The 22,783-nt window shown below is 61.6% G+C and carries 16 protein-coding genes; 7 read left to right on the top strand and 9 right to left on the bottom strand.

The window, feature by feature from the left end:
• Position 1 precedes the first annotated feature (1 nt).
• On the bottom strand, positions 2–1,384 hold the full coding sequence (locus Bravens_RS00625; protein ID WP_157452669.1) for an MFS transporter: 1,383 nt from the start codon (positions 1,382–1,384) through the stop codon (positions 2–4).
• A gap of 79 nt (positions 1,385–1,463) precedes the next feature.
• Positions 1,464–2,561 (bottom strand): branched-chain amino acid aminotransferase, encoded by a 1,098-nt coding sequence (locus Bravens_RS00620; protein WP_062019413.1) that lies wholly within the window; start codon positions 2,559–2,561, stop codon positions 1,464–1,466.
• A 269-nt stretch (positions 2,562–2,830) separates the two neighbouring features.
• Between Bravens_RS00620 and Bravens_RS00615 the strand changes: the two genes are divergently transcribed.
• Both Bravens_RS00615 and Bravens_RS00610 read left to right on the top strand, forming a co-directional pair.
• Positions 2,831–7,528: a G5 domain-containing protein gene (locus Bravens_RS00615; RefSeq protein ID WP_062019411.1), complete on the top strand. Its 4,698-nt coding sequence runs from the start codon at positions 2,831–2,833 to the stop codon at positions 7,526–7,528.
• 308 nt (positions 7,529–7,836) lie between these two features.
• The gene (locus Bravens_RS00610; RefSeq protein WP_062019409.1) at positions 7,837–8,415 is read left to right on the top strand and encodes a hypothetical protein; all 579 of its coding nucleotides are present in this window, start codon (positions 7,837–7,839) and stop codon (positions 8,413–8,415) included.
• Positions 8,416–8,565: 150 nt separating this feature from the next.
• On the opposite strand, the gene Bravens_RS00605 is transcribed toward Bravens_RS00610, so the two are convergent.
• A complete protein-coding gene (locus Bravens_RS00605) occupies positions 8,566–9,603 on the bottom strand; it encodes a 3-isopropylmalate dehydrogenase (protein WP_062019407.1) in 1,038 nt (345 codons plus the stop codon).
• Between the two features lie 107 nt (positions 9,604–9,710).
• Here Bravens_RS00605 and Bravens_RS00600 point away from each other — a divergent pair, with 107 nt between their 5' ends.
• Positions 9,711–10,562, top strand: coding sequence for an HpcH/HpaI aldolase/citrate lyase family protein (locus Bravens_RS00600; RefSeq protein ID WP_062019406.1), 852 nt, complete (start codon positions 9,711–9,713; stop codon positions 10,560–10,562).
• A gap of 60 nt (positions 10,563–10,622) precedes the next feature.
• On the opposite strand, the gene serA is transcribed toward Bravens_RS00600, so the two are convergent.
• Positions 10,623–12,212: a phosphoglycerate dehydrogenase gene (serA, locus tag Bravens_RS00595; protein WP_157452668.1), complete on the bottom strand. Its 1,590-nt coding sequence runs from the start codon at positions 12,210–12,212 to the stop codon at positions 10,623–10,625.
• A 157-nt stretch (positions 12,213–12,369) separates the two neighbouring features.
• Positions 12,370–13,668, bottom strand: a complete 1,299-nt coding sequence (locus Bravens_RS00590) for a GNAT family N-acetyltransferase (protein WP_062019402.1) — start codon at positions 13,666–13,668, stop codon at positions 12,370–12,372.
• A 617-nt stretch (positions 13,669–14,285) separates the two neighbouring features.
• Here Bravens_RS00590 and ykgO (Bravens_RS00585) point away from each other — a divergent pair.
• The 3 genes from ykgO (Bravens_RS00585) (at position 14,286) to ykgO (Bravens_RS00575) (ending at position 16,035) form a co-directional block, all read left to right on the top strand.
• Entirely contained in the window at positions 14,286–14,408 is a 123-nt protein-coding gene (gene ykgO / locus Bravens_RS00585) for a type B 50S ribosomal protein L36 (RefSeq protein ID WP_019174766.1), read from the top strand.
• A gap of 91 nt (positions 14,409–14,499) precedes the next feature.
• The gene (locus Bravens_RS00580) at positions 14,500–15,624 is read left to right on the top strand and encodes a CPBP family intramembrane glutamic endopeptidase (RefSeq protein WP_082790944.1); all 1,125 of its coding nucleotides are present in this window, start codon (positions 14,500–14,502) and stop codon (positions 15,622–15,624) included.
• Between the two features lie 288 nt (positions 15,625–15,912).
• Entirely contained in the window at positions 15,913–16,035 is a 123-nt protein-coding gene (ykgO, locus tag Bravens_RS00575; protein WP_062019398.1) for a type B 50S ribosomal protein L36, read from the top strand.
• 366 nt (positions 16,036–16,401) lie between these two features.
• Here the strand turns inward: ykgO (Bravens_RS00575) and ilvC are convergent, their stop codons facing one another.
• The 4 genes from ilvC to Bravens_RS00555 all read right to left on the bottom strand — a co-directional run bounded on the left by ilvC (position 16,402) and on the right by Bravens_RS00555 (position 21,506).
• Positions 16,402–17,433 carry a ketol-acid reductoisomerase gene (gene ilvC, locus Bravens_RS00570; protein WP_062019396.1) on the bottom strand — a complete coding sequence of 344 codons (1,032 nt, stop codon included), beginning with the start codon at positions 17,431–17,433 and terminating at the stop codon, positions 16,402–16,404.
• A gap of 182 nt (positions 17,434–17,615) precedes the next feature.
• Positions 17,616–18,125 (bottom strand): acetolactate synthase small subunit, encoded by a 510-nt coding sequence (ilvN, locus tag Bravens_RS00565; protein ID WP_062019394.1) that lies wholly within the window; start codon positions 18,123–18,125, stop codon positions 17,616–17,618.
• The gene (locus Bravens_RS00560) at positions 18,122–19,942 is read right to left on the bottom strand and encodes an acetolactate synthase large subunit (protein WP_244878087.1); all 1,821 of its coding nucleotides are present in this window, start codon (positions 19,940–19,942) and stop codon (positions 18,122–18,124) included. The genes ilvN and Bravens_RS00560 overlap by 4 nt, the downstream gene beginning before the upstream one ends.
• A gap of 211 nt (positions 19,943–20,153) precedes the next feature.
• Positions 20,154–21,506, bottom strand: a complete 1,353-nt coding sequence (locus Bravens_RS00555; protein WP_062019390.1) for an MFS transporter — start codon at positions 21,504–21,506, stop codon at positions 20,154–20,156.
• A 66-nt stretch (positions 21,507–21,572) separates the two neighbouring features.
• Here Bravens_RS00555 and Bravens_RS00550 point away from each other — a divergent pair, with 66 nt between their 5' ends.
• On the top strand, positions 21,573–22,781 hold the full coding sequence (locus Bravens_RS00550) for a methyltransferase domain-containing protein (RefSeq protein ID WP_062019387.1): 1,209 nt from the start codon (positions 21,573–21,575) through the stop codon (positions 22,779–22,781).
• Positions 22,782–22,783: the final 2 nt, after the last annotated feature.

Genomic DNA, 22,783 nt, shown 5'->3' with positions numbered 1-22,783 from the left:
CTCAGTCGGTGCTGACAAGCCCGCGGTCTTCCCTGCCCCACACCAGCATGAGCACAAGCCCGATGACGGTCAGGGCTCCAGTTGCTGCGAAGGTGCCTGTCAGCCCGATGTTCGGCAGCAGCCACGCCCCGTAGACAAGGGGTGCGACACCGGTGGCGATCCGGGACACACTCGAGGCCCACCCGAAGCCGGAGGCACGCAGGTGGGTGGGGTACGCCTCGGACCCGTAGGTGTAGAGGGCCGGCACCGCAGTTTGGATGGTGAAGCCGAAGCTCACGATGGCGAGCTTGGCCGCCGTTGTCAGCTCGCCGGGGTGGGATGTCAGCTCTATCGCGAACAGTGTGAGCAGCACTGCGGAGCTCAGGCCCGACAGGGTCAGCAGCAGTCGGCGGCCCACATAGTCGATGACGAGTGCGGCTACAACAACACCCAGCAGCCCGGCTCCTGTCATGGCACCGGTGACGAGGAACGCGGCCTGGTCGGTCTGACCCTGTTCGCGCAGGACTTTCGGCAGCCAGGTGAGCGCCGCGTAGTACAGCAGGAGGATGCCGACGAACACGGCCCACGTTGATGCTGTGAGCTTGGCCGAGTGTTTCCACAGGAGGCTCAGCTGGCCAAAGGCCGAACTGATGCGGCTGCGCAGTGTGCGCCTTGCGGCGGCTTCGTGTGGACTGGGTTCCGGATGCTGCCAGGTGTCTATCGCAGCTCCGGTGCGTTTGATGAGTCTGCGCAGAACTTCATCGGCTTGTGCGTGTTTGCCGGCCGCCGCCAGGTGGAGGGGTGATTCGGGTACGAACAGGCGCACAAAGAACAACAGGATAACCGGTGCCGCCATGAGCAGCATCATTGTTCGCCAGCTGCCGAAAGACAGAATCCACGCACTCGTCACGGCAGCGCCGGTTGCGCCGATGGGCCACCAGCCGTCCATCGCAGTGAGCACTCTTCCGCGGTGTTTGGCCGGTGTGAACTCCGTGACGAGTGCATAGTCGACCGGGATTGCTCCGCCCAGCCCGATACCGGCGATGAACCGCAGAACAAAGAAGGTTTCAATGTTGGGGCTGAATGCTCCGGCGGCGGTGAAGATCGAGAAGATCAGCAGCGTAATGGAAAACGCTGTGCGTCGGCCCAACCGATCGGCGATGCCTCCCCACAGCACTGCGCCGACTGCCATGCCGATGAGGTTGGCAGTCGCTGCAAAAGCCGCTGTGCCCAAGGGCACGTCCCATTCGGCGGCCAGCAGCGGAATGAGCAGACCGCCGAGAGCGACATCCCAGGCGTCGAACATGAAGCCCAGACCGCCGACGATGAACACCGCCCCCTGGGTGTTCCACTTCCATGGGAGGTCGTCGATCACCTGGGCGGGTGTGGGCCGCTGTTTCGTCACTCGTGTGTCCATTCACATTTTCGGGCCGCCTCCGGTGTGGCGGAGACGGCCCGAAGATCTTGCTGTATGAATCTGGTTGTCAGCTCTCGGCGAGTTTGACCATCCAGCCTTCAGGGCCTTCTGCTCGACCGTACTGGATGTCCAGAAGAGTGCTGCGCAGCTTCATGGTGGCTTCGCCGGGCTCTTCGCCCATGTCGATGGTGTAGTCCTTGGACTTCAGCTGACCAATCGGCGTGATGACTGCTGCGGTGCCGCAGGCGAAGGCTTCGACGATTTCGCCGGAGGCCGCGCGGTCACGCCATTCAGCAACTTCGATGGGGCGTTCAACCGGGGTCAGGCCGAGCTGCGGGGCCAGTTCAAGCAGCGAACGGCGGGTCACACCGTCGAGGATGGCCTCAGAAACCGGCGGGGTCAGCAGTTCGCCGTCCTTGGTGACGAGCATGAGATTCATGCCGCCTAGCTCTTCGAGGTAGGTCGAAGTTGCCGCGTCAGTGAACATGACCTGCTGGCAGCCGCTGTCGGCAGCTTCGGCCGATGCGGCCAGGGAGGCCGCGTAGTTGCCGCCGCACTTGGCGAATCCGGTGCCACCCTGGCCGGAGCGCTTGACCTTTTCGGTCAGCCAGATGCTCACCGGCTTGATGCCGCCGCTGAAATAGGCGCCGGCGGGTGAGGCGATTACGTAGTAGTCGACTTCGTGGCTGGCCCTCACACCCAGGAAGGACTCCGAGGCGATCATGAAGGGGCGCAGGTAAAGCGAAACTTCGTCGGCGGAGTCCGCGGGTGTGGGCACCCAGTCGCGGTCGAGGCTGACGAGAGCGCGAATGGATTCGAGGAAGTCCGCTTCGTCCAGCTGTGGCAGGGCCAGGCGCTCGGCTGAACGGTTGATGCGGGCGGCGTTGCGCTCAGGCCGGAAGGTCCAAACGGAGCCGTCCGCGTGACGGTAGGCCTTCAGACCTTCGAAGACTTCCTGCGCATAGTGCAGGACCGCGGCGGCGGGATCCAGGGTCAGCGGGCCGTAGGGAATGACTTCGTGCGCGTGCCACCCCTGGTCTTGCGTGTAGCGGACGTGGGACATGTGGTCGGAGAAGTATTCGCCGAAACCGGGATTTTCCAGCACTGCCTGACGCAGAGCCGGTGCGGTGGGGTCTTGGCGTTTGCGCAACTGGAATTCAGTCATCGTCACTCTTTCCTGACGAGTCGGGTTGGGGATCTATGGGTGATCCTATTCACTCTGTCAACACGCTTTTCGGTGACATGCCGCACACGCCCGCCGCAAAGGCGGCCACTGGGCCCAGTTTTGGGCCCTTACGGTACTGTAGACCCAGATATCAATACTGGTGTTGCACTGCGCCGCAATCTGACCCGGCGCAACTTCGGCCGGGGCCGCGCTCTCCCTTCCCAGGGCTGCCGCGAGCGTCGCTCAGGATTTTCAGGAAGGACTGAGGGATGGACTCCTCAAACAAACCGGCATTGCGAAAGCGCTTTGCGCGTACCCCAATTGCCGCCTTGTCAGCCCTCGCTTTGGCTGCAGGCACATGTGCTGCGCCCAGTCTCATGCCCACCGAGCCAGCCGCTGCCGCGTCAGCGCTCTCCGGCGGCATTCGGGATAAGTCGGGGGCTGTTGAGCAGGACCAGCAGAAAGCCTCGGATCTGCCTGATGGTTCGTGTGCTGTCGAAAATGGCGACCCGTCTGGCAGTCAGGCGGGTTTCACCTGGACCACCCTGGAGCCAGGCCAGGCCAGCTCCGATAAGACCAAATGGGGTTTGAGCCTCGCTTTCGACAATTCGAAGGATCGTACGTTTGCCGAATGGAGTTTTAGCAATTCTGGACTCCTTGGGGGTGTCCTGAACCCTGGAACCGTTTCCTCTATGGACGTCGGCCAGACTCTTTTCGGCACTGAGGGACAGGTGACTGCTAAGGCCGACGAAAAGATCGCCATCACAAGCTCTCGCGTCCAAAGGAACCTAAACCTCAACTCCGAACTAACCGGGGATAAGGTCAAGCAGTTCGCAGAGGCGGACGCCTCTAACCCTGTGCGTTACGCCTGGCAGGGAAAGTACACGAAGGATAATATTGACGGCCCTAAAGCGACCCGGGGGTCTAACGCTGGATTTGAGGCTGTCGTAAATCCGTGGCCGAGCGAGAACGACAACTGCTCACCCATTTCTGTGTCCTGGGAGAACCAGGAAAAGCTGGTCGTCAAGCCGGGCGAGAAGCTCAAGGTGGGCCGTATCAGCGCAGATGCCGCGTCGATGCCGCGCATCGTGGTTGAGGCTTATGATTCTCAGGGCAAATTCATCGGCACCAGCAACACTGAAGCCTCCGGTGGCGAAGCACGTTTGAGCATCGACAACAACGGTGACGTGTACTTCACGATGCCCGAATACAAGGGCACTGTGCTCAGCGCCCAGCAGGGTGTGCGCTTCAGTGTTCTCGCCCTTCCGCGCTCAGTTGAACAGCTGCAGGCTGCGATCGACGATAATGGCGGCTACGGCCAGGCGTTCGATGAGTCCAATGCGCTGCCTCGCTACAGCAAGGCCAACGTCATCGGATCGCACCAGTGGAGCCTTGACGATACCCAGTTCCACGACCCGAAGTACGACAAGCGTGACGCCTCGATCATCTCTGGCGTTGAAAGTGCCCAAGGCCCGCTGGCGAAAGACCGCCAGTCAGTGACCTTCACCCAGGTGCCGGACCTGATCAAGGACCTGGTGAAGAAGAAGGAAGACGGCGGCTTCGATGCTGAAGTCGAAATGGACGAAAAGTACGTTTTCGAGGGCTGGGACGCAGCCCTGGACCCAGACACCTATAACGTCACCGTCACGGCACCGAAGAACCCGACCCCCGGCACATTCGCACAGCCGCGGGTTGTAATCACGTACTCCAACGGTTCAAAGGACGAACTCCCGCTGATGGTGGTTGTTGATCCGAACAACACGCAGGTAACGGACCTGGTCAAGCCCGACATCGCGCAGGGCAAACCGAACCAGGACATCGAATCCCAGATCAAGACCAAGGCCGTTATGAAGGGCCACAAGGCTGTGGCGCCGGCCAAGTACGAAGTCGATGAATCTTCTGTGCCGTCGGGCTGGACCATCACGGTGAACAAGAACGGCAAGGTCACTGCGAAGGCTGACGACACCGTCCCGCCTGGCACCGTGATCTCTCCGAAGGTCAAGGCCACCTACCCGGACCACACCACCGACGAGGTCGAGGTCCAGTTCCAGGTCATCAACGACATCAAGGTCCCGACCTACGGCACAGAAACCAAGAAGCCTGGCGAAAAGGCCAGCCTGAAGCCCACTCTGCCCGAAAAGGGGCTGAGCGGTAAGGAAAGTGACGAAGCACCAAACCGCTACACGTTCGAAGACGGCAAGACCGAGTTCTCCAAGGATGGGTGGACCGTCACAATCGATGAGAGCACTGGGGAGCTGACCACAACAGTGCCGAAGGACGCGCAGCCGGGTGATCAGCTCGATATCCCGGTTCTCGCCCACTATGAGTCCGGTGCTAAGCCGCAGAAGGCAACCGGCACGGTCTACGTCATCAAGGGCGACGAGGTGCCGGTTTACTCCGTCGAGTCCACCGGCCCCGGAAAGCCTGTAGACCACCTGGTTGAGGACGCGCCGAAGGGCTCGAAGTTCTCGTTCGGCGTCGACGGTGACAAGACGATCCTCGAACAGGACGTTGACGGCTGGAAGTACAAGGTCGACCCGAACACGGGTGTTGTGACGGCAACACCGCCGCAGGGCGCCAAGCCGGGTGACCAGAAGACAGTGTCGGTGACTGTCACAGCGCCGGACGGCTCGAAGCCGAAGGTGCCCGTCACCACCGTGGTCAACCTGACCAACAATTGGGAAGCCGAACCGTCATACCCCACGGAAACGGTGTACCCGGGCGAAACTGTGAAGCTGCCGGTGACCATTGACAAACCGGACAACGTCAAGGTTGCCAAGGAGAACCCGTTCACGGTGGGCGATGTCCCTGCCGGCTGGACCGTCACGGTTGACGACAAGGGTGAGATCACCGCGACTGCACCGAAGGACGCGAAGCCTGGAGACGAAGTCAAGATTCCAGTAACGGTGACCTACGAAGACGGGTCTAAGGACACCGCCGCCGCTGTGGTCAAGGTTGTCGACGTCCCGACCCGCGAAGTTCCGTTCAAGGTCGAATACAAGTACGACGACTCTCTCCCCGCCGGCGAGTACAAGGTAGAAACCGAAGGCAAGCCCGGCAGGGAAAGGCAGAACAAGGACGGCACGTGGGAGCGCACCGCAGAGCCGGTCAATGAGGTTGTTCGCGTCGGCACGAAGCCTGCCGAAAGCGCGAAGGACATCACCTGGACGGTTCCGATCCCGTTCCCGACTGAGGTCCGCGAAAACCCGAACCTGGCACCTGGCGAAACCAAGGTTGTCCAGGAGGGCAAGGACGGCGAAAAGACCTTCACCGCGAAATTCAACGCCAAGGGCGACAAGGCCGAAGTGGCTGAAGAGAAGACCACTAGGGAACCCGTCACTCGCATCGTTGAGTACGGTCCGCGCCTGGGCGCTGATGAGCTGGTCACCACTGTGAAGAAGCCGGTTCCGTTTGAGACCGAGATTGAATTCGACGACACGCTCGAAGCTGGCAAGCAAGAGGTCAAGCAGGCGGGCGAACTCGGCGAAGACACCGTGACTTCGACACAGAAGTTCGCTGACGGCAAGCCGTCTGGTGACCCGGTTGTGGAAACCAAGCGCACCAAGGAGCCGAAGAAGCAGATCATCCGCGTCGGCACCAAGACGACTGGCACTCACACCTCTGAGTACGAAGTCGATGTTCCGTTCGAAACTGAGATTCAGTTCGACAACACGATGGAAGCCGGAAAACAGGAAACTGTTCAGGAAGGCAAACTGGGCAAGGACAAGGTCATCACGACCCAGACCATCGAAAACTCGAAGGTCACGGACACGAAGACCGAAACCAAGCGTGTGACCGAGCCGGTCAACAAGATCGTCAAGGTCGGCACGAAGGGCAAGACCACCTCCAAGACCGTCGAATGGACTGAGAACACGCCGTTTGAAGTCGAGGTTCGCCTCAACCCCGAACTCAAGGCCGGGGAAACCAAGGTGATCCAGGAAGGCAAGCCCGGCGAGGTCAAGCACACTGTGACTGTGACTTCCGACAACGGTGAGATCTCTACTGAGGAAAGCACCGAGGAGCTGCGCAAGCCGACCACCCACATCATCGAAGTGGGCACGGCGCCGACCCTGACCGAGCTGACGGACAAACACACGGAGAAGATTCCGTTCGAGACCGTCATTGAGGAAGACCCGAACCTCGAAGCCGGCACGATTATCGAAGACCAGGCCGGTGCGTACGGCGAAAAGGAAATCACTAAGACCTGGAAGCTCAAAGACGGCAAGGCCGTGGGCGAGCCGGAAACATCCGAAAAGGTCACGAAGGAGCCAACAGCTCGCAAGGTCCGCGTGGGAACCAAGTGCAACTGTGACGAACCCACTGAGCAGCCGAGCGAAACTCCGACCGAGGAACCTTCTGACAAGCCGAGTGAGTCGCCAAGTGAGTCACCCAGTGACAAGCCCAGTGAGTCGCCGAGCGAAACACCGACCGACGAACCGTCTGACAAGCCGAGTGAGTCACCAAGCGAGACTCCAACTGAGGAACCTTCTGACGAACCGAGTGAATCGCCGAGCGAAGCCCCCAGTGAATCACCCACTGAGACGCCAAGCCACAAACCGAGTGAGTCAGCCAGCGAGTCACCGAGCGGCACGCCCAGCAACAAGCCGAGCGAGTCGCCAAGTGAGTCACCGGACGACTCCCCCAGTGACAAGTCCGGCGAGACCCCAGGTGAGTCAGGCAGCGAGTCACCGAGTGACAAGCCGGACGAGTCCCCGAGCAGCCAAGCCGGTGAACCGGGCAAACCGGGCGACAAGCCCGGCCAGCCCGACGATCAGCCGAGTGAGGAAACGGCTGCTCCCGGCACCTCGGGTGAGGATGACAACAGGCCGGCTGAGCCGAGCGGTTCTGGCAGCTCGCCTCTGCCGCGCACCGGCGTGAGCATTGCGGCGACACTGGCTGCCGCCGCCGTGCTGATCGCCGGCGGTGTCGGACTGCTGTCAGTGCGCAGGCGCGGCTCGCGCCGCTGATGTCAGCGGTAAGTCAGCATCAGTGCTGAGTCGCTGACTCCTGCTGAAAGCGGCGGGGCCGCGGGAGAGACATCCCGCGGCCCCGCCGCTGTTCCGTGCTCATTCGAATGCGAATGTGCCCTTGGAAAAGCGAACTGTAAAGCCGCACCCAGCTGTTACTTGCCCAACGTTAGAAAACTGGTGGCGCAGCTCAAAAGAGGATGAAAAAGCGGCTGCCCAACCCAAAATCGCCTTCCCAGCCAGACCTCCAGGCGTAACGTGAATCACGCCTGGAGGCCTTCCAGGACGTCTAGATTATGGAGAGTGACATGCTCAAGAAAGATCTAACACGCACCCTCACTCACGGAGCGCTGGCTGCGGCAATCGGCGCAGGAAGCCTCCTCGCCGCAGCAGGAACCGCACAGGCAGCCACACCTGCAGAAAACCCCGGCGGATCACCCGCACAGGCCCAAGCACAAGCCGCACCCGCCCAAGCTCAGAAACAGGGCATCAGCCGTCAAGAAATCATCCAGCGCGCAGAAGACCGCATGGCCAAGGCCCCCTACTATTCGCAGGGCCAGGATTACTTTGAGGACTACCGCAGGGACTGCTCCGGATTTGTATCCTACGCATGGAACTCCGGCGGCCCCGGCGAGGCATCCTTCACGTTCGTGCCCAACGGCGTCGCCCACACGATCGCATGGGAAGAAATCCAGCCCGGTGACGCAATCACCGGCCCCGACCACATCGTGCTGGTCAAGGCAGTCAACCCAGACGGATCGTTCGAACTGCTGGAACACGGCGGTGGACAGACCGGCAAGGAAGCCCCCAACACACGCCACGCCACCAAGGACGAACTGATCAGTCAGAACGTCGGCGAACCCATCCGCTACAACGGAGTTGCCTGACACTCCTGACACACGAATAACTGGGGCCCGGCCCTTGCGGCTGGGCCTCAGTTATGTCACGGCTTGCCTCCAGCAAGCTTCAGCACCGCCTTTTTCGCCACAGAAGAGGGGCCCGGCCACAATGGCCGGGCCTCAGTTGTGAGCAGCGAATCAGCTCAGACGATCGCGGATAGCCGCACCGACTTCCTGAGTCGAACGTTGCGCGTTCCCGCGAGTGGCAAGATCAGCCTCAACAGCCGAGCGAATCGCCTCAGCAGCCTTGCCCAGGCCGTTGTTCACAGCCAGAAGCGCTGCCGAAAGAATCGCCGCTGTCGGGTCAGCAATGCCCTTGCCCGCGATGTCCGGTGCCGAACCGTGGATCGGCTCAAACAGCGACGGTCCCGTACCCGCAAGGTTGAGGTTTCCAGAGGCTGCCAGCCCAATACCACCGGTAACAGCAGCAGCCAGGTCCGACAGGATGTCGCCGAACAGATTGTCGGTGACGATGACGTCGTATCGGCCAGGGTCATTGACCATGTACATGGTGCTGGCGTCAGCGTGTTCGTAGTTCACCGCAACGTCCGGGAACTCCGGTGCGACAGCGTCAATCACGCGTCCCCACAGGTGACCGGCGTGCACCATGACATTGTTCTTGTGCACCCACGTCAGCTTCTTCGAGCGCTTCTGCGCGAGCTCAAATGCGTACCGAACCGTGCGTTCGACACCGAACCAGGTGTTGACCGACACCTCGTTCGACACCTCGTGAGGTGTGCCCAGCCGCAGCGAACCGCCCTGCCCCGTATAGGAGCCCTCCGTGCCTTCGCGCACAACCGCGAAGTCAATGTCACCCGGGTTCGCCAAGGGGGACGAGGTGCCGGGAAAGAACCGCGAGGGCCTTAGATTGACCGCGTGGTCCAGGCCGAAGCGCATTTTGATGATGATGCCCCGCTCGAGCACACCCGAGGGCACCGACGGGTCACCGCAGGCGCCGAAGTAGATCGCGTCGAAGCCGCGCAGCTCTTCGAGCTCGTCATCCGTAAGCGTTTCACCGGTCTTATGCCAGCGCTCTGCGGAGGCTTCGAACTGCTTTGTCGTGATGTTGACGTCTTCACCTGCGACTTCTACGGCGCGGTTCAAAACATCGAGTCCGACGGGAACAATCTCTTTGCCGATGCCGTCACCCGGCATGACTGCAATCTTCAAATCCATGTGATCCACAGTACGCGCAGGTCTCGACATTCGGCCGCCCGTCTTGATCTGTGGACATGTTGAGTGAGGCCTCCCCTTAGGCCCCACATGTTCATAGACTGGGTGGCATGTCCGATCAGCTGCGCAACAAGCGCGCCCTCGCTCTGCCCGCCCGACTGTCACGCTCATGGCTTTTCGTCAACGCGTCCAAGCCCGAACTGTTTCCATCCGGACAGACAAGCGATGCCGACTCCATCATCTTCGACCTTGAAGCAGCGGTGCCGGACGACCAGAAGGACACCGCGCGGGCCAATGTTGTCACCGCTTTGGAGGACGGCATGGTCGGCTGGGTGCGCGTCAACAACACGTGGACCCACCACTGGGAAGAAGACCTCGACGCACTGTCAGGACTGCCTGGACTGCGCGGCATCATGCTGCCGAACACAGAAGAACCCGAACAGGTCACCCTGACGTCAATCCGCGCTGGTGTGGGAATGCCGATCCTGGCGCTCATCGAAACAGCCCTCGGTTTGGAGAACGCCACCCGCATCGCATCTGCCGCTGGCACATTCCGCTTGGCATTCGGTGTCAACGACTTCCGCAAAGATACCGGCATCGGCGATGACCCGGTCGCCCTGGCGTACGCGCGTTCCCGCCTTGTCATCGCATCACGCGTCGGCGGCCTGGCCGGCGCCATTGACGGGCCGTCCTCGCCCGGTGCGGGCAAGTCCGCCGTCAGCTCTGACTGCGCGTGGACCATGAAAATGGGCATGACCGGCAAGCTGGTGCTCAGCGAATCCCAAGTTCCCTACGTCAACAACGGCCTCGCACCATCCGAAGAAGACCGCGCGTGGGCCCGAGAAATGCTGGAGGAGGCCGAACACGCCGATGTGATCACCGACGGTTCGTACCTCCCCCGCATTGCCCGCGCTGAGAAGATCGCGGACCTTGCCGATTCCTACGGCCTCTGGAAAAGCTGAATCACTTTTCCGGGAGTCACTCCCCCAGCGTCACTCACCCGAGGGGCACTCCCCCAAGAGTCACTCGCCCAGGTTGACCGTTGCAAAAGCCGAAGCGTCGACGGCACCCGCGACCGCCTCGGCGATTTCTTCGCTCACCGGCGAATCGACGTCAAGCACAGCGAGCGCATTCGAACCGGCGTCGGTGCGCGCCACCTGCATGCCTGCAATGTTGATGTTGGAACGGCCCAGCGCCTGACCCAGCTGGCCGATGACACCAGGACGGTCTTCGTAGCGGAAGATCACGAGGTTGTCTGACAGCTGGATCTCGATGTCGTAGCCGCCGACCTCCGTGAGCTTCTGCATGAGCTTCGGGCCGGTGACGGTACCGGAAACGCTCATCTGCTTGCCCGAGGCGGTGGTCGCGACGATCGAGGTGATGTTGCGGTACCGCTCACAGTCGGTGGACGTGACGAGTTCGGTCGTCACACCGCGCTCTTCAGCGAGCACTGGCGCGTTGACGTAGGTGACCGGAGTCGACACGATGTCGGTGAAAACGCCCTTCAGCGCTGAAAGCTTGAGGACCGAAACATCGAGCTCGCCGATCTCACCGTGGACTTCCACCCGCAGGTGCGCCAACGGTTCGTCGACGAGAGCCGTGAGCGTACGGCCCAGGCGCTCAGCCAGGATGATGCCGGGACGAACATCTTCGTGGATCGCACCACCGGCGACGTTGACCGCATCCGGCACAAGCTCGCCCGCCATGGCGCGGCGCACCGAACGGGCGACGGCGATGCCGGCCTTTTCCTGCGCCTCGGCAGTTGACGCACCCAGGTGCGGGGTTGCGTTGACCTGAGGAAATTCCAGCAGCGGGTTGTCGACCGGGGGCTCTTCCGTCCACACGTCGAGCCCTGCAGCGGCAACCTTACCGGAGCGGATCGCGTCCGCCAGAGCTTCTTCGTCGATGATGCCACCGCGAGCAACGTTGACCACGCGCACGCCCGGCTTGGTCTTGGTGAAGGCCTCCGCACCGATCATGCCGGTGGTTTCCTCAGTCTTGGGCATGTGCACCGTGATGAAGTCAGAGCGCTCAAGAAGTTCGTCGAGGCTGACAACCTCAACACCCATCTGGCCGGCGCGAGCCTGGGTGATGTAGGGGTCGTAGCCGATGAGCTTCATACCGAAAGCACGCGCACGCTCAGCGACGAGACCGCCGATGCGGCCCAGACCCACGATGCCGAGGGTCTTCTCGAACAGTTCGGCACCTGTCAGGGCGCTGCGCTTCCATTCGCCGGCCTTGAGTGAACGGTTGCCCTCACCGTAGTTGCGTGCGGCACCCAGAATGTGGGCCATAGTCAGTTCAGCTGCCGAAGTGATGTTCGACGTCGGTGCGTTGACCACCATGACACCGGCCTTGGTTGCGGCCGGGATGTCAACGTTGTCAAGACCCACACCGGCACGCGCAATAACGCGCAGATCAGTGGCTGCGGCAATTGCCTCTTCGTCCATCTGAGTGGCCGAGCGGATCAGCACCGCCGAAGCACCCGGAAGAGCACTCAGCAGTTCGGTGCGGTCAGCTCCGTTGCAGTAGCGGACCTCAAAATCAGGGCCGAGTTCGCTCACGGTCGCATCCGAGAGCTTTTCGGCAATAAGGACAACAGGTTTCGTCACGATTCCCCCCTACAAGTGTGTGCGTGACAACAGTTTAGGGATCACTGTGAAGCGGCTGACATCCCACCCTGGCTCAGGGCACCGCCACCCAGCCGACCACCCCGAAAAGCACACGAGGCGCCGTGGTGAGCGGCGCCTCGTGAGTGTGATTATCGGGTCAGAATTCGTACGGGGTGTACGGGGCCCGAGCCATCGAGAACATGAGCCGGGCGCGCACAGCCGCACCCGGGGTGCGCTCGGTGATGCGACCGGCGCGGGTCAGCAGCGACGGGTCGGCACCGCCCAGGTAGATGGAGCCGAGCTCAGCGACATCGAGTTCGATGTCAGGCTGGGCGTCCGGGACCTGTTCGACGGTGGCGTCGGCACCATCGGAGTCGATGCGCCACGTGCCCTCCGCATAGCCCAGGGAGTCCGTGACCTTGAGCGTCAGGGTTCCCGGCACCAGCCACTGGCGGGCTTCGAGGGCCTTCTTGACGTCGAGGATGCGCAGCCACAGGAGGTCCCAGTGGGACTTCTGCTGCACGCGGCGGGGGTTCTCCAGCAGCCACGGCAGAGGTGAGGGCTGGGCGCCGTCGTACTTGACGCGCTCGATCAGGTCGATGGAGCCCAGGAACGACCAGAGCGACGAGTAGGCGGCGTCGGATACCGCAATGAGGTCGAGAACCTGGATGGTTGGGGTTGGTTTGTCCCAGCCGGTGAACTTATAGGTGACGTAGCCGTCGGGTTCGCCGTCTTCGTCGTAGTGCAGGGCCGCGCGGGCGGCCGGGTCGGGGCCGCCGGACTCGAAGTCGTACTTGCCCGCGGCAACATCCCAGTAGCGCTGCTGGCGGCCGCCCGCACCCGGGGTTGTGCGCATGAAGCGCTCGTAGATTGTGGGGGCGAGGTCTTTGAGGACGGCGGCTTCGCACATTTCGACGCGTGAATCGGCTTCCGCAGCCAGGCGGAAACCGGGGTTCGTGTCGACTTCGAACGAACCCATCCAGGATGCCGTGCCGAAACCGTAGCGGCGGTAGATTCCACCCTCTGTGGCCGTCAGAGCGGCAAACGGGAAGCCAGCCTCAGCGGCGTTCTTGAGGTTGTTCGTCATCATGGTGCGCAGCAGACCGCGGCGGCGATGGGTGGGGCGCACCGTCACCCACGTAATCATGTGCGCGTTCTGCAGGCGGTTCTCACCGACGTTGATAGGAGCCTCGAAGTGGACGAACGTTGCGACGGGCACGTCGGTGCTGAGTGCGTGCTTCTGAGTTTCAGGGGCGTACACGCCAGTGAAAATACGACCGTCGGCGTGGCTGCGCTCGTAGCGCTGCAGCATCTTTTCGTCGTCTTCGCGCTTGTCGTGGAAACCCGCGTTCACGGCCTCAAAGAAAGCGGCAGTGCGCGCATCCACCTTCTCCTTGCCGGTTTCAGGGTCAGTTTCGACACCGGGACGGAATGTTTCAAAACGATAGTTCAGCACTCAGACAAATTTACAGTATTGCGGGTTGGCGGCGGTAGTGGTTTTCGGCGTGGGTTCGGTGGGTTAGCGGGGGCGGCCTCGGCGGGTGGCGGCCTAGTGTCGATGTGCAGATTAGGGCACAAACGGAGGCGATTTTGCCTCCATATGTGCCCTAGAATGCAGAACTTCACACTGGACAGCGCGTGTTTCCGGAAGTTATCCGCTGACTGGCAGCTCGCCCCGTCAACCAGCCGGCCCCTCGTCCCCGTTTCTGCACCCGCCCACGCTTTAGCAATAAAGACTCCCGTTAGCAGTAGCGGCTAAAACGCAGATCCCGGCTAACGGGAGTTTCCCTACGGCTAAGCCGCAGAATCCGGCTAACCGGTGTTACCGTCCGAACGAATCCACCCCGCGGTGCTCCCCGTCCGACAGGCATCCTTCACCGCCGCAGCCAAGCCGCCGAGATGAACAGATAGACATATGAACACTCCATGACATGGGATTCGACGTTTAGCGTGGCCTGATCACACCAATCCGACTGGGCAGACAGTCAGCTCAAGCAGGCAGTCAGCCAATGCAGACAGTCGGGCCACAAGATCGGTCGGAACAGTCAGGCTGCGGCAATCGAAAGGAATCCCATGAAGGTGCGAGCTTCACTTCGTTCTCTGAAGAACCAGCCGGGCGCGCAGGTCGTCAAGCGCAAGGGCAAGATCTACGTCATCAACAAGCAGAACCCGCGGATGAAGGGCCGCCAAAAGTAACCGCACCGCCTCTCGACGCATTTCCAGCGCCAGTGCCCGACCCTGTTGAACAAGAATTGCGCCGAAAAAAGTCGCGTGAAATTCTTACGGCATGACTACTTCCCATGGCGTAACCCCACCGAATATTCCTCATTCCCACAACGGACCGTTTGAAACGCCTGCACCAGAGCAGCGGAACGAACCGTTCGAAAACCACTACCGCACCACGCACAACCGCTGGTGGATGGGGCTCGTGGGAATTATTGCAATCGTCATCGTCTACTTTGCTGTGTCGATCGTGGGTGGCATCATCGCTGTCGCGATTGACGTCGCTACTGGTGCGACTTCACAAGAAGACGCCATGGCCGGAAAAATCAACAACACTCCGCTGTTGCTGCTCACGGTGAACCTTTCGCTCATTGTGGGTGGTCTTGTTGCTTTGCTCGCACACCGGATTCTGCACAAGCAGCCGTGGTCGCGCATGTTCTCGGTGTTGCCTCGCATGCGTTGGAAGTGGTGGGGATTGAGCCTGGCGTGTACGGTGCCGCTGTTCGTGCTGTACATCGGAGTCGGTTTGCTCTTTGCCAAAAGTGCATTCCTGGGGTCTGGTGACTCCTCGTTCACGTTTGATGGCATGGCGCTGGCGTACTTGCTCATCATTGTGTTGACCACGCCGTTTCAGGCAGCGGCTGAAGAGGTCATGTTCCGCAGTTACATTCCGCGCGTATTTGGTGCATGGTTCCCGCGGACGGGCGGCATCATTGGTGTCATTGTTGCCACAATCCTGTTTACGATTGCTCACGAGGCTTCCGACCCATGGTTGTGGGCGTACTACGCGGTGTTTGGCCTCGCCTTGGCTGCGCTCACCCACTTCTCTGGTGGTATTGAGGCTCCCACCGTTATCCACGCGGTGAACAACGTGACCATGCTCATTATCGCGTTGTTCGCGGGAAGCATGTCTAACGCGTTCGACCGAGGTGTAGGCTCCGGTGGCGCGTTCATGATGTTCCCCATGGTGTCTGTCATTGTCATTGCTGGTGTTTTGACGCTTGTTGCGCGTGGGAAGAAGGTCGAGACGGCGGCCCCCATTCACGTTCGTCCGGTTATGCAGGCCCAGGTTCCTTACGGCCTGCAGGAGAAGGGCGGCGTCCAGGCTGATCAGGTTCAGCCTGGCCAGCAGAGGCAGGTTCCTCCAGCTCAGCCTGGCCAGGATCCTCAGGGCCACCCGCTCCCATAACAAGCGTTTACCCAACACCTCTAAGTAAAAACCGTCTTGCCTGATCAGCAGAATTTGGCCAGAACGACGGCTTTCACTGTGTCACAACAGCTCTAACCGGTGCGCGCAACCTCACCGAGATCAACAAATAGGCATATGAACACTCCATGACATGGGAATCGACGGTTAACGTGGCCCGATCACGCCAACCCGACTGGGCAGCCAGCTCAAGCAGGCAGTCAGCCAATGCAGGCAGTCGGGCCACAAGAGCAGTCGAACAGTCAGGCTGCAGCCGTCGAAAGGAATCCCATGAAGGTGCGAGCATCACTTCGTTCTCTGAAGAACCAGCCGGGAGCGCAGGTCGTCAAGCGCGAGGGCAAGATCTACGTCATCAACAAGCAGAACCCGAGGATGAAGGGTCGCCAAAAGTAACCGCACCGCCCGGAAGCGACCTCGCCCGGTGTGAGCAACTCGGACCCGTGCGCACCGCTCCACCGGGCGAAGCAGCCGGCCCCCGCACTGGCACCTCGGCCCCTCAGCCAGCCGGCACCTCGGCCCCTTTTCTGCACCCACCCACGCTTTAGCAACAAAAACTCCCGTTAGCAGTGGCGGCTAAGGCGCAGATTCCGGCTAAGGGGTGTCTCGTTGCGGCTAAAGCGCAGAAGCCGGCTACAGGGAGTTTTACCCGCAAGAACCAGCTGCACCCCACCAAACAGCCGCTGCACCCCACAAAACAGCCGAGGTGGAACTCCCGCGGGAGTTCCACCTCGGCTGTTTGGAAGGTCAGCTAAGCGACGATCAGCGAGCGGCGGTGCCTTCGGTGTAGTCGTCTTCGGTGTCCTTGAGCCATGCGAACATCTTGCGCAGTTCGCGGCCGGTGGCTTCGATGGGGTGCTGTTCTTCCTTGGCGCGCAGTTCGTTGAATTCCTTCGCACCGTTCTTCTGGTCGTCCATGAAGCGCTTGGCGAACGTGCCGTCCTGAATGTCGGCAAGAACAGCCTTCATGTCGTCCTTCACCTGCGGGGTGATGACGCGCGGGCCGGACACGTAGTCGCCGTATTCGGCGGTGTCGGAGCAGGACCAGCGCTGCTTGGCGATGCCGCCTTCGACCATGAGGTCGACGATCAGCTTGAGTTCGTGCAGAACCTCAAAGTAGGCGATTTCGGGCTGGTAGCCGGCTTCGGTGAGAACTTCGAAGCCTGCCTGCACGAGGTGGGAAACACCACCGCAGAGAACAGCCTGTTCACCGAACAGGTCGGTTTCGGTTTCTTCCGTGAACGTGGTCTTGATGCCGCCGGCGCGCAGACCGCCGATGGCCTTTGCGTAGGACAAGACCGTGTCCCATGCCTTGCCGGATGCGTCGACCTCAACGGCGACGAGCACCGGAACGCCGCGGCCGTCAACGTATTCGCGGCGCACAACGTGGCCGGGGCCCTTGGGGGCGACCATGATGACGTCAACACCCTGCGGGGCTTCGATGTAGTCGAAGCGGATGTTGAAGCCGTGCGAGAACACGAGCGTCTTGCCTTCGGTGAGCTTGTCTGCGATTTCAGCGTTGTAGATGTCTGCCTGCACCTGGTCGGGTGCGAGGATCACGATGACGTCTGCCCATTCGGACACTTCGGCGGGCGTGCCGACCGTGAGGCCTTCTGCTTCGGCCTTGTCGCGGCTCTTGGAGCCTTCCTTCAGACCGATGCGCACGTCGACGCCGGAGTCACGCAGGCTCAGCGCGTGTGCGTGGCCCTGCGATCCGAAGCCGATGACGGCGACTTTCTTGCCCTGGATGACGCCGAGGTCGGCATTGTCGTCGTAGTAGCGCTCTGCTGCCATGGGATTTTCCTTCCTTTGAGATCGCTCAGCGAATGGTGCGTCTCAGATGTTGGGTGTCGTTTCGAGATTATAGGAGCGTGCCGGCTCACTGCGAATTGAGCGTGCACACTATGAGATAAAGGCCGAGGTGCCGGCCCGGTGCTGCCCGGGAACTTCCGTTCCCGAGGGCTCCGGTCAGCTGGTTACGCCCAGGTGGACCGATCCGAGATCGAGCGTGCGCCACGGCTGATGGCCAGCAGCCCGGACTGGACGATTTCGCGGATGCCGAACGGTTCGAGCACCGCCCGCAGCGCCTCCAGCTTGGATTCTTCGCCGGTGGCTTCAACACACACTGCATCCGGTGCGACATCAATGATGCGCACGCGGAACAGTTCGCAGGCATCCGCAATCTGCCCGCGGGTGACAGAATCAGCCGACACTTTGAAGATGACGTGGCCGCGCTCAACCGAGCTCGCCGGTTCGAGTTCAACGACCTTGATGACGTTGACCAGCTTGTTCAGCTGTTTGGTGACCTGCTCCAGCGGCACGTCTTCAACATCGACGACCATCGTCAGGCGCGAGATCTCCTCGACCTCGGTGGTGCCCACCGCAAGCGAATCGATGTTGAACCCGCGACGTGCGATGAGGCCGGTCAGGCGGGTGAGCGCGCCGGGCTTGTTCTCCAGCAGGACTGACAGAGTATGACGGCTCACAGCTCTTCCTCTTCCTCTTCGAATTCGGGACGCAGGTTCTGCGCGTACTCAATCTGGTCGTTGCTGACACCGGCGGGCACCATGGGCCACACCATCGCCTCAGCCGGGACCGTGAAGTCTATGACCACGGGGCGGTCATTGATTTCCAGAGCCTTGGCAATTGCAGCGTCGACGTCTTCATTGCGCTCAACCCGCATGCCCACGCAGCCGTACGCTTCGGCGAGTTTCACGAAGTCCGGCACCCGCCTCGAACCGTGGCCTGTGTCGAGGTTGGAGTGCGAATAGCGGCCGTCGTAGAACAGGGTCTGCCATTGGCGGACCATGCCGAGTGACGAGTTGTTGATGATCGCCACCTTGATGGGGATGTTCGAGATGACGCACGTGGCCAGTTCCTGGTTTGTCATCTGGAAGCAGCCGTCGCCGTCGATGGCCCACACGGTGCGGTCGGGTTCGCCGACCTTTGCACCCATGGCCGCCGGAACGGAGTAGCCCATGGTGCCGAGCCCTCCGGAGTTGAGCCACGAATTGGGGCGTTCGTATTTCACGAACTGGCTCGCCCACATCTGGTGCTGTCCAACACCTGCGGCGAAAACCCCTTCGGGGCCGGTCAGCGCGGAGATGCGCTTGATGACGTACTGCGGGTCGCACAGTCCGACATCGTTGGCTTCATAGCCCAGCGGGTAGGTCTCTTTCCAGCCGTTGAGCTTCGCCCACCAGGCGGGGCGTTCGTTTTCGAGTGTTGCCGAGTGTGATTCGCGCAGTTCGCTCAGCAGCGAGCTCAGCACTTCGCGGGCATCGCCGACGATCGGCACATCGACCGCACGGTTCTTGCCGATTTCAGCCGGGTCGATGTCGGCGTGGATGACCTTTGCGTACGGGGCGAACGATGCGAGGTCACCCGTGACACGGTCATCGAAACGCGCACCGATCGCAATGAGCAGGTCCGATTTCTGGAATGCGGCGACAGCAGAAACGTTGCCGTGCATGCCGGGCATACCCACGTGCTGCGGATGGGAGTCCGGGAACGCGCCGCGGGCCATGAGCGTTGTGGCCACCGGAATCTTCGTTGCTTCGGCCAGGCGCAGCAGCTCAGCGGAAGCACCGGAGCGGATAACACCGCCGCCGATGTAGAACACCGGCTTCTTGGCCTTCGCGATCAGCTGCGCGGCTTCGCGAATCTGCTTGTTGTGCGGCTTGGCGACGGGGCGGTAGCCGGGCAGGCTGGGCGCGTCCGGCCAGATGAACGGAGCCTCGGCCTGCTGGGCATCCTTGGTCACGTCCACCAGAACGGGCCCGGGCCTGCCGGTCGAGGCGATGTGGAATGCCGACATGATTGCCTGCGGGATGTCTTCAACCCGGGTCACCAGGAACGAGTGCTTGGTGACGGGCATTGTCATGCCCACGATGTCCGCTTCCTGGAACGCGTCGGTGCCGAGCATCTTGGAGGACTGCTGGCCGGTGATTGCAACCAGCGGCACGGAGTCCATGTGAGCATCCGCGATCGGGGTGACGAGGTTCGTGGCACCGGGGCCGGAGGTCGCCATGCACACGCCGACTTTTCCGGTGGCGGCCGCGTAGCCGGTTGCCGCGTGTCCGGCTCCCTGTTCGTGGCGGACGAGGATATGGTTGATGGATTCTGCGTCCATCAGCGGGTCGTAGGTCGGGAGGATGGTTCCACCCGGCAGTCCGAATACGGTGTCGACGCCCATCAGCGCAAGGCTGCGAATGATAGCCTGTGCGCCCGTCAGGACCTCGGGGGCAGTCCGCCCTCTCTTGGCGGGCTGTTGAGCCTGGCGCGATGGCGATGGCGCCGGCACGGGCTTTGATGCCACGGTGATCTCCTCTGTGTGTACCTGTGTGTTGTCTGCGCCCTGGCGATCACCAATAAAAAAAGCCCCTGCCAGATCCTGGAGGGGCGCGCGATGATCGTCCAAGCGAACGCTGGGAGGGATTACCTCGCGCGCCTGCTAATAAGGACAATGACATCGGTGAACATGTGACCTAGTGAACTAGGCCACGTCAGCAATGTCAATTTGCGGATACGGATTGTCCATTTTCTGAGACACGAGGTGGATGTCCGCGGTCCGCATCGATGTCCGCCAAGGGTGCGTGGCCGCGTTCGCGCATGAGCAGCAGTGCCGGAATCCCGGCGGCCAACACGATGGCAGTGGCGTAGCCGGCCGGAGCAAGATTCCAGCCGGTGGCCTGAACGAGGCTGGCGGCAATGATCGGCGACAGCCCTCCAAAGGCCACGGTGGCCGTATTGAAGCCGATCGCCATACCGGAAAAGCGGCCGATGGCAGTGAACTGTTCGGGTATCGCGGCAGCGGCAACAGCCGACCATCCGGCAGCGGGAACCGCGAGGAACGCGGCGGCAGTCGCTGCGGTTGTCGGATTGGCGTGGGACAGCAGCGCGTAGGCGGGAATTGTTGTAAGCGCCAGAACCGCACTGAGAGCCGCGAACATGGTCCGCCTGCCGAACTTGTCAGAGGCCAGTCCGATCAGGGGTGTGACGATGATGGCGGCCACGCCGGCAATCGTGCCGAAGGCCAGTGACCCCGCCCCGTCCATTTCGACAACGGTTTCGAGGAACGTGGGCACGTAGGTGATGTTGAGGAAGTAAGACACAGATCCGACCGACGACACCAGGAACGCCACGATGACGGCCTTAGGGTGACGGCGCAGAACGTCGAGCAGCGGTGAACCCGAGTTGGCTCCGCTGTCCTGGGCCTTCTTGAAGGTGTCGGTTTCTTCCAGGTGTTTGCGCAGCGGAATCATCACAGCCGCCAGAACACCGCCGATGATGAACAACACGCGCCACCCCCAGGAGTCCATCTGGTCTGGGGTCAGCAGATTGGCCAGCAGCGCACCGGAGCCCACGGCCAAGAGCGCACCAACCTCGGAGTTCGCAGCCGCCCAGCTGGCGGCCAAACCACGACGGCCCTCCTTGGCAGTTTCCATGAGGAAGACCATGATGCCGGTGTATTCGGCACCGACGGAAAAGCCCGCCAGGCAGCGCAGGGAAATCATGATGATTCCGCCCCATATGCCGATCTGTTCGTAGCCGGGCGTAATGGCGATTCCGAACATGGCCACCGCCATGAGAATTGCCGAAACCACAAGCGCTGCACGCCTGCCGACCCTGTCGCCCAAATGTCCGAAGACCATGGCACCCAGCGGTCGGAAGAAGAAGCCTGCCGCGCCAACTCCCAAAGTCAGCAGCAGGGAGTTTTCCTGCCCCGGAAAATACACGCGTGCCAAGTTGACCGACACGTAGAAGAACACGGAGAAGTCGAACCATTCGACGATCGTGCCGAAGGCAGCCACAAGTATGGACAGGCGGCGTTTGGAGTCTTCCGTTTTCCGCGGCGAGTGTGTCATAGCGCTCTTCCTTCCGGGTGTTCGAACACTAACAGCAGGGTCTGACACAGCGCCTAGGATTGCTGTATGTTCTGCGCCCACTACGCTGCCGACCGCTGCCGGACCTGCTCGCTTATCGAGGTCCCAACCGACCAGCGGCTGACACGCATTGAACGCGAACTTGCCGCAAACATCGAACACGCCCTGGCCGACAGGAGCCCCGACGCGGTTTTCGCAGACCCCATTACCAGCGCGGATTCCGGTTTCCGCAACACCGCGAAAATGGCCGTCGGCGGCACCGTCAACGAACCCACACTCGGGATTCTCGATGAAGACTTCGCAGGCATCGACCTATCAGACTGCCCGCTCTACTCCCCCGCCATCCACCGCGCCCTGGAGGCGATTCCGTCGATCATCAAAGCGGCACAGATCCCGCCCTACCGGGTGCGTGCGCGCAAGGGAGAACTCAAATACGTCATCGTGACTGAAGGCGATGACGGCCGGCTTGCCATCCGCTTTGTCCTGCGCACCGAAAGCGCCCTGCCGCGCCTAAAAGAAAAACTGCCGCGCCTGCTGCAAGCACTCCCGAACATCGCGCTCATCAGCGCAAACATCAACCCTGAGCACACGGCCATCATCGAAGGCCCCACGGAAATCCACCTGCACGGCGAGCGCTCCCTGCCGGTCACTCAGGGCGATGTCACGCTCCTGCCCGGCCCGCAGTCCTTCCTCCAGACGAACACGGCTGTTGCCGGCGAGCTCTACCGGACGGTCCGCCAGTGGATTGCCGACGCCGCAGAAGCACACGCCGCCACGCACCAAACCGCAGCGAACCCCACCTCTCCCCTCACCGTGTGGGACCTCTACTGCGGTGTCGGCGGTTTTGCCCTCCACGCGGCACTCGCCTCACCGCAGGTCCGCGTCCACGCAGCCGAACTCAACCCAGAAGCAGTCGAGCGGGCCCAGGAAGCCGCCAGGCGCCTCGTGAGTGAGCACCCGGAAGTTGAAGACCGCGTCGAGTTCACAGCGGAAGACGCGTTCACGTGGGCTCGCGAGCAGAGCGAGCCGGCCGATCTGCTCATCGTCAATCCGCCCCGGCGTGGGCTCGGCAAGCCCATGAGCCAGTGGATTGAGAACTCCGGCATTGCAACCGTCATCTACTCCAGCTGCAATCCGCGCACCCTGACGGCGGACCTTGCGAACATGCCCGGCTACAGGGCCGAAATCGTCCGAATAGTCGACATGTTCCCGCATTCACCCCACGCAGAGGTTCTCACCAAGCTGAAGCGCCTATAAGC

The sequence above is a fragment of the Brevibacterium ravenspurgense genome, from assembly GCF_001584615.1.
GTDB lineage: Bacteria > Actinomycetota > Actinomycetes > Actinomycetales > Brevibacteriaceae > Brevibacterium > Brevibacterium ravenspurgense.
This window is presented reverse-complemented; position numbering and strand designations above follow the sequence as displayed.

Coding starts and splice junctions, on each gene's coding strand:
- Bravens_RS00610 (WP_062019409.1), top strand. CDS start 7,837: ATGCTCAAGAAAGATCTAACACGCACCCTCACTCACGGAGCGCTGGCT.
- Bravens_RS00600 (WP_062019406.1), top strand. CDS start 9,711: ATGTCCGATCAGCTGCGCAACAAGCGCGCCCTCGCTCTGCCCGCCCGA.
- Bravens_RS00555 (WP_062019390.1), bottom strand. CDS start 21,506: ATGACACACTCGCCGCGGAAAACGGAAGACTCCAAACGCCGCCTGTCC.
- ilvC (WP_062019396.1), bottom strand. CDS start 17,433: ATGGCAGCAGAGCGCTACTACGACGACAATGCCGACCTCGGCGTCATC.
- Bravens_RS00550 (WP_062019387.1), top strand. CDS start 21,573: ATGTTCTGCGCCCACTACGCTGCCGACCGCTGCCGGACCTGCTCGCTT.
- Bravens_RS00620 (WP_062019413.1), bottom strand. CDS start 2,561: ATGACTGAATTCCAGTTGCGCAAACGCCAAGACCCCACCGCACCGGCT.
- Bravens_RS00615 (WP_062019411.1), top strand. CDS start 2,831: ATGGACTCCTCAAACAAACCGGCATTGCGAAAGCGCTTTGCGCGTACC.
- ykgO (WP_019174766.1), top strand. CDS start 14,286: ATGAAGGTGCGAGCTTCACTTCGTTCTCTGAAGAACCAGCCGGGCGCG.
- Bravens_RS00580 (WP_082790944.1), top strand. CDS start 14,500: ATGACTACTTCCCATGGCGTAACCCCACCGAATATTCCTCATTCCCAC.
- ykgO (WP_062019398.1), top strand. CDS start 15,913: ATGAAGGTGCGAGCATCACTTCGTTCTCTGAAGAACCAGCCGGGAGCG.
- Bravens_RS00605 (WP_062019407.1), bottom strand. CDS start 9,603: ATGGATTTGAAGATTGCAGTCATGCCGGGTGACGGCATCGGCAAAGAG.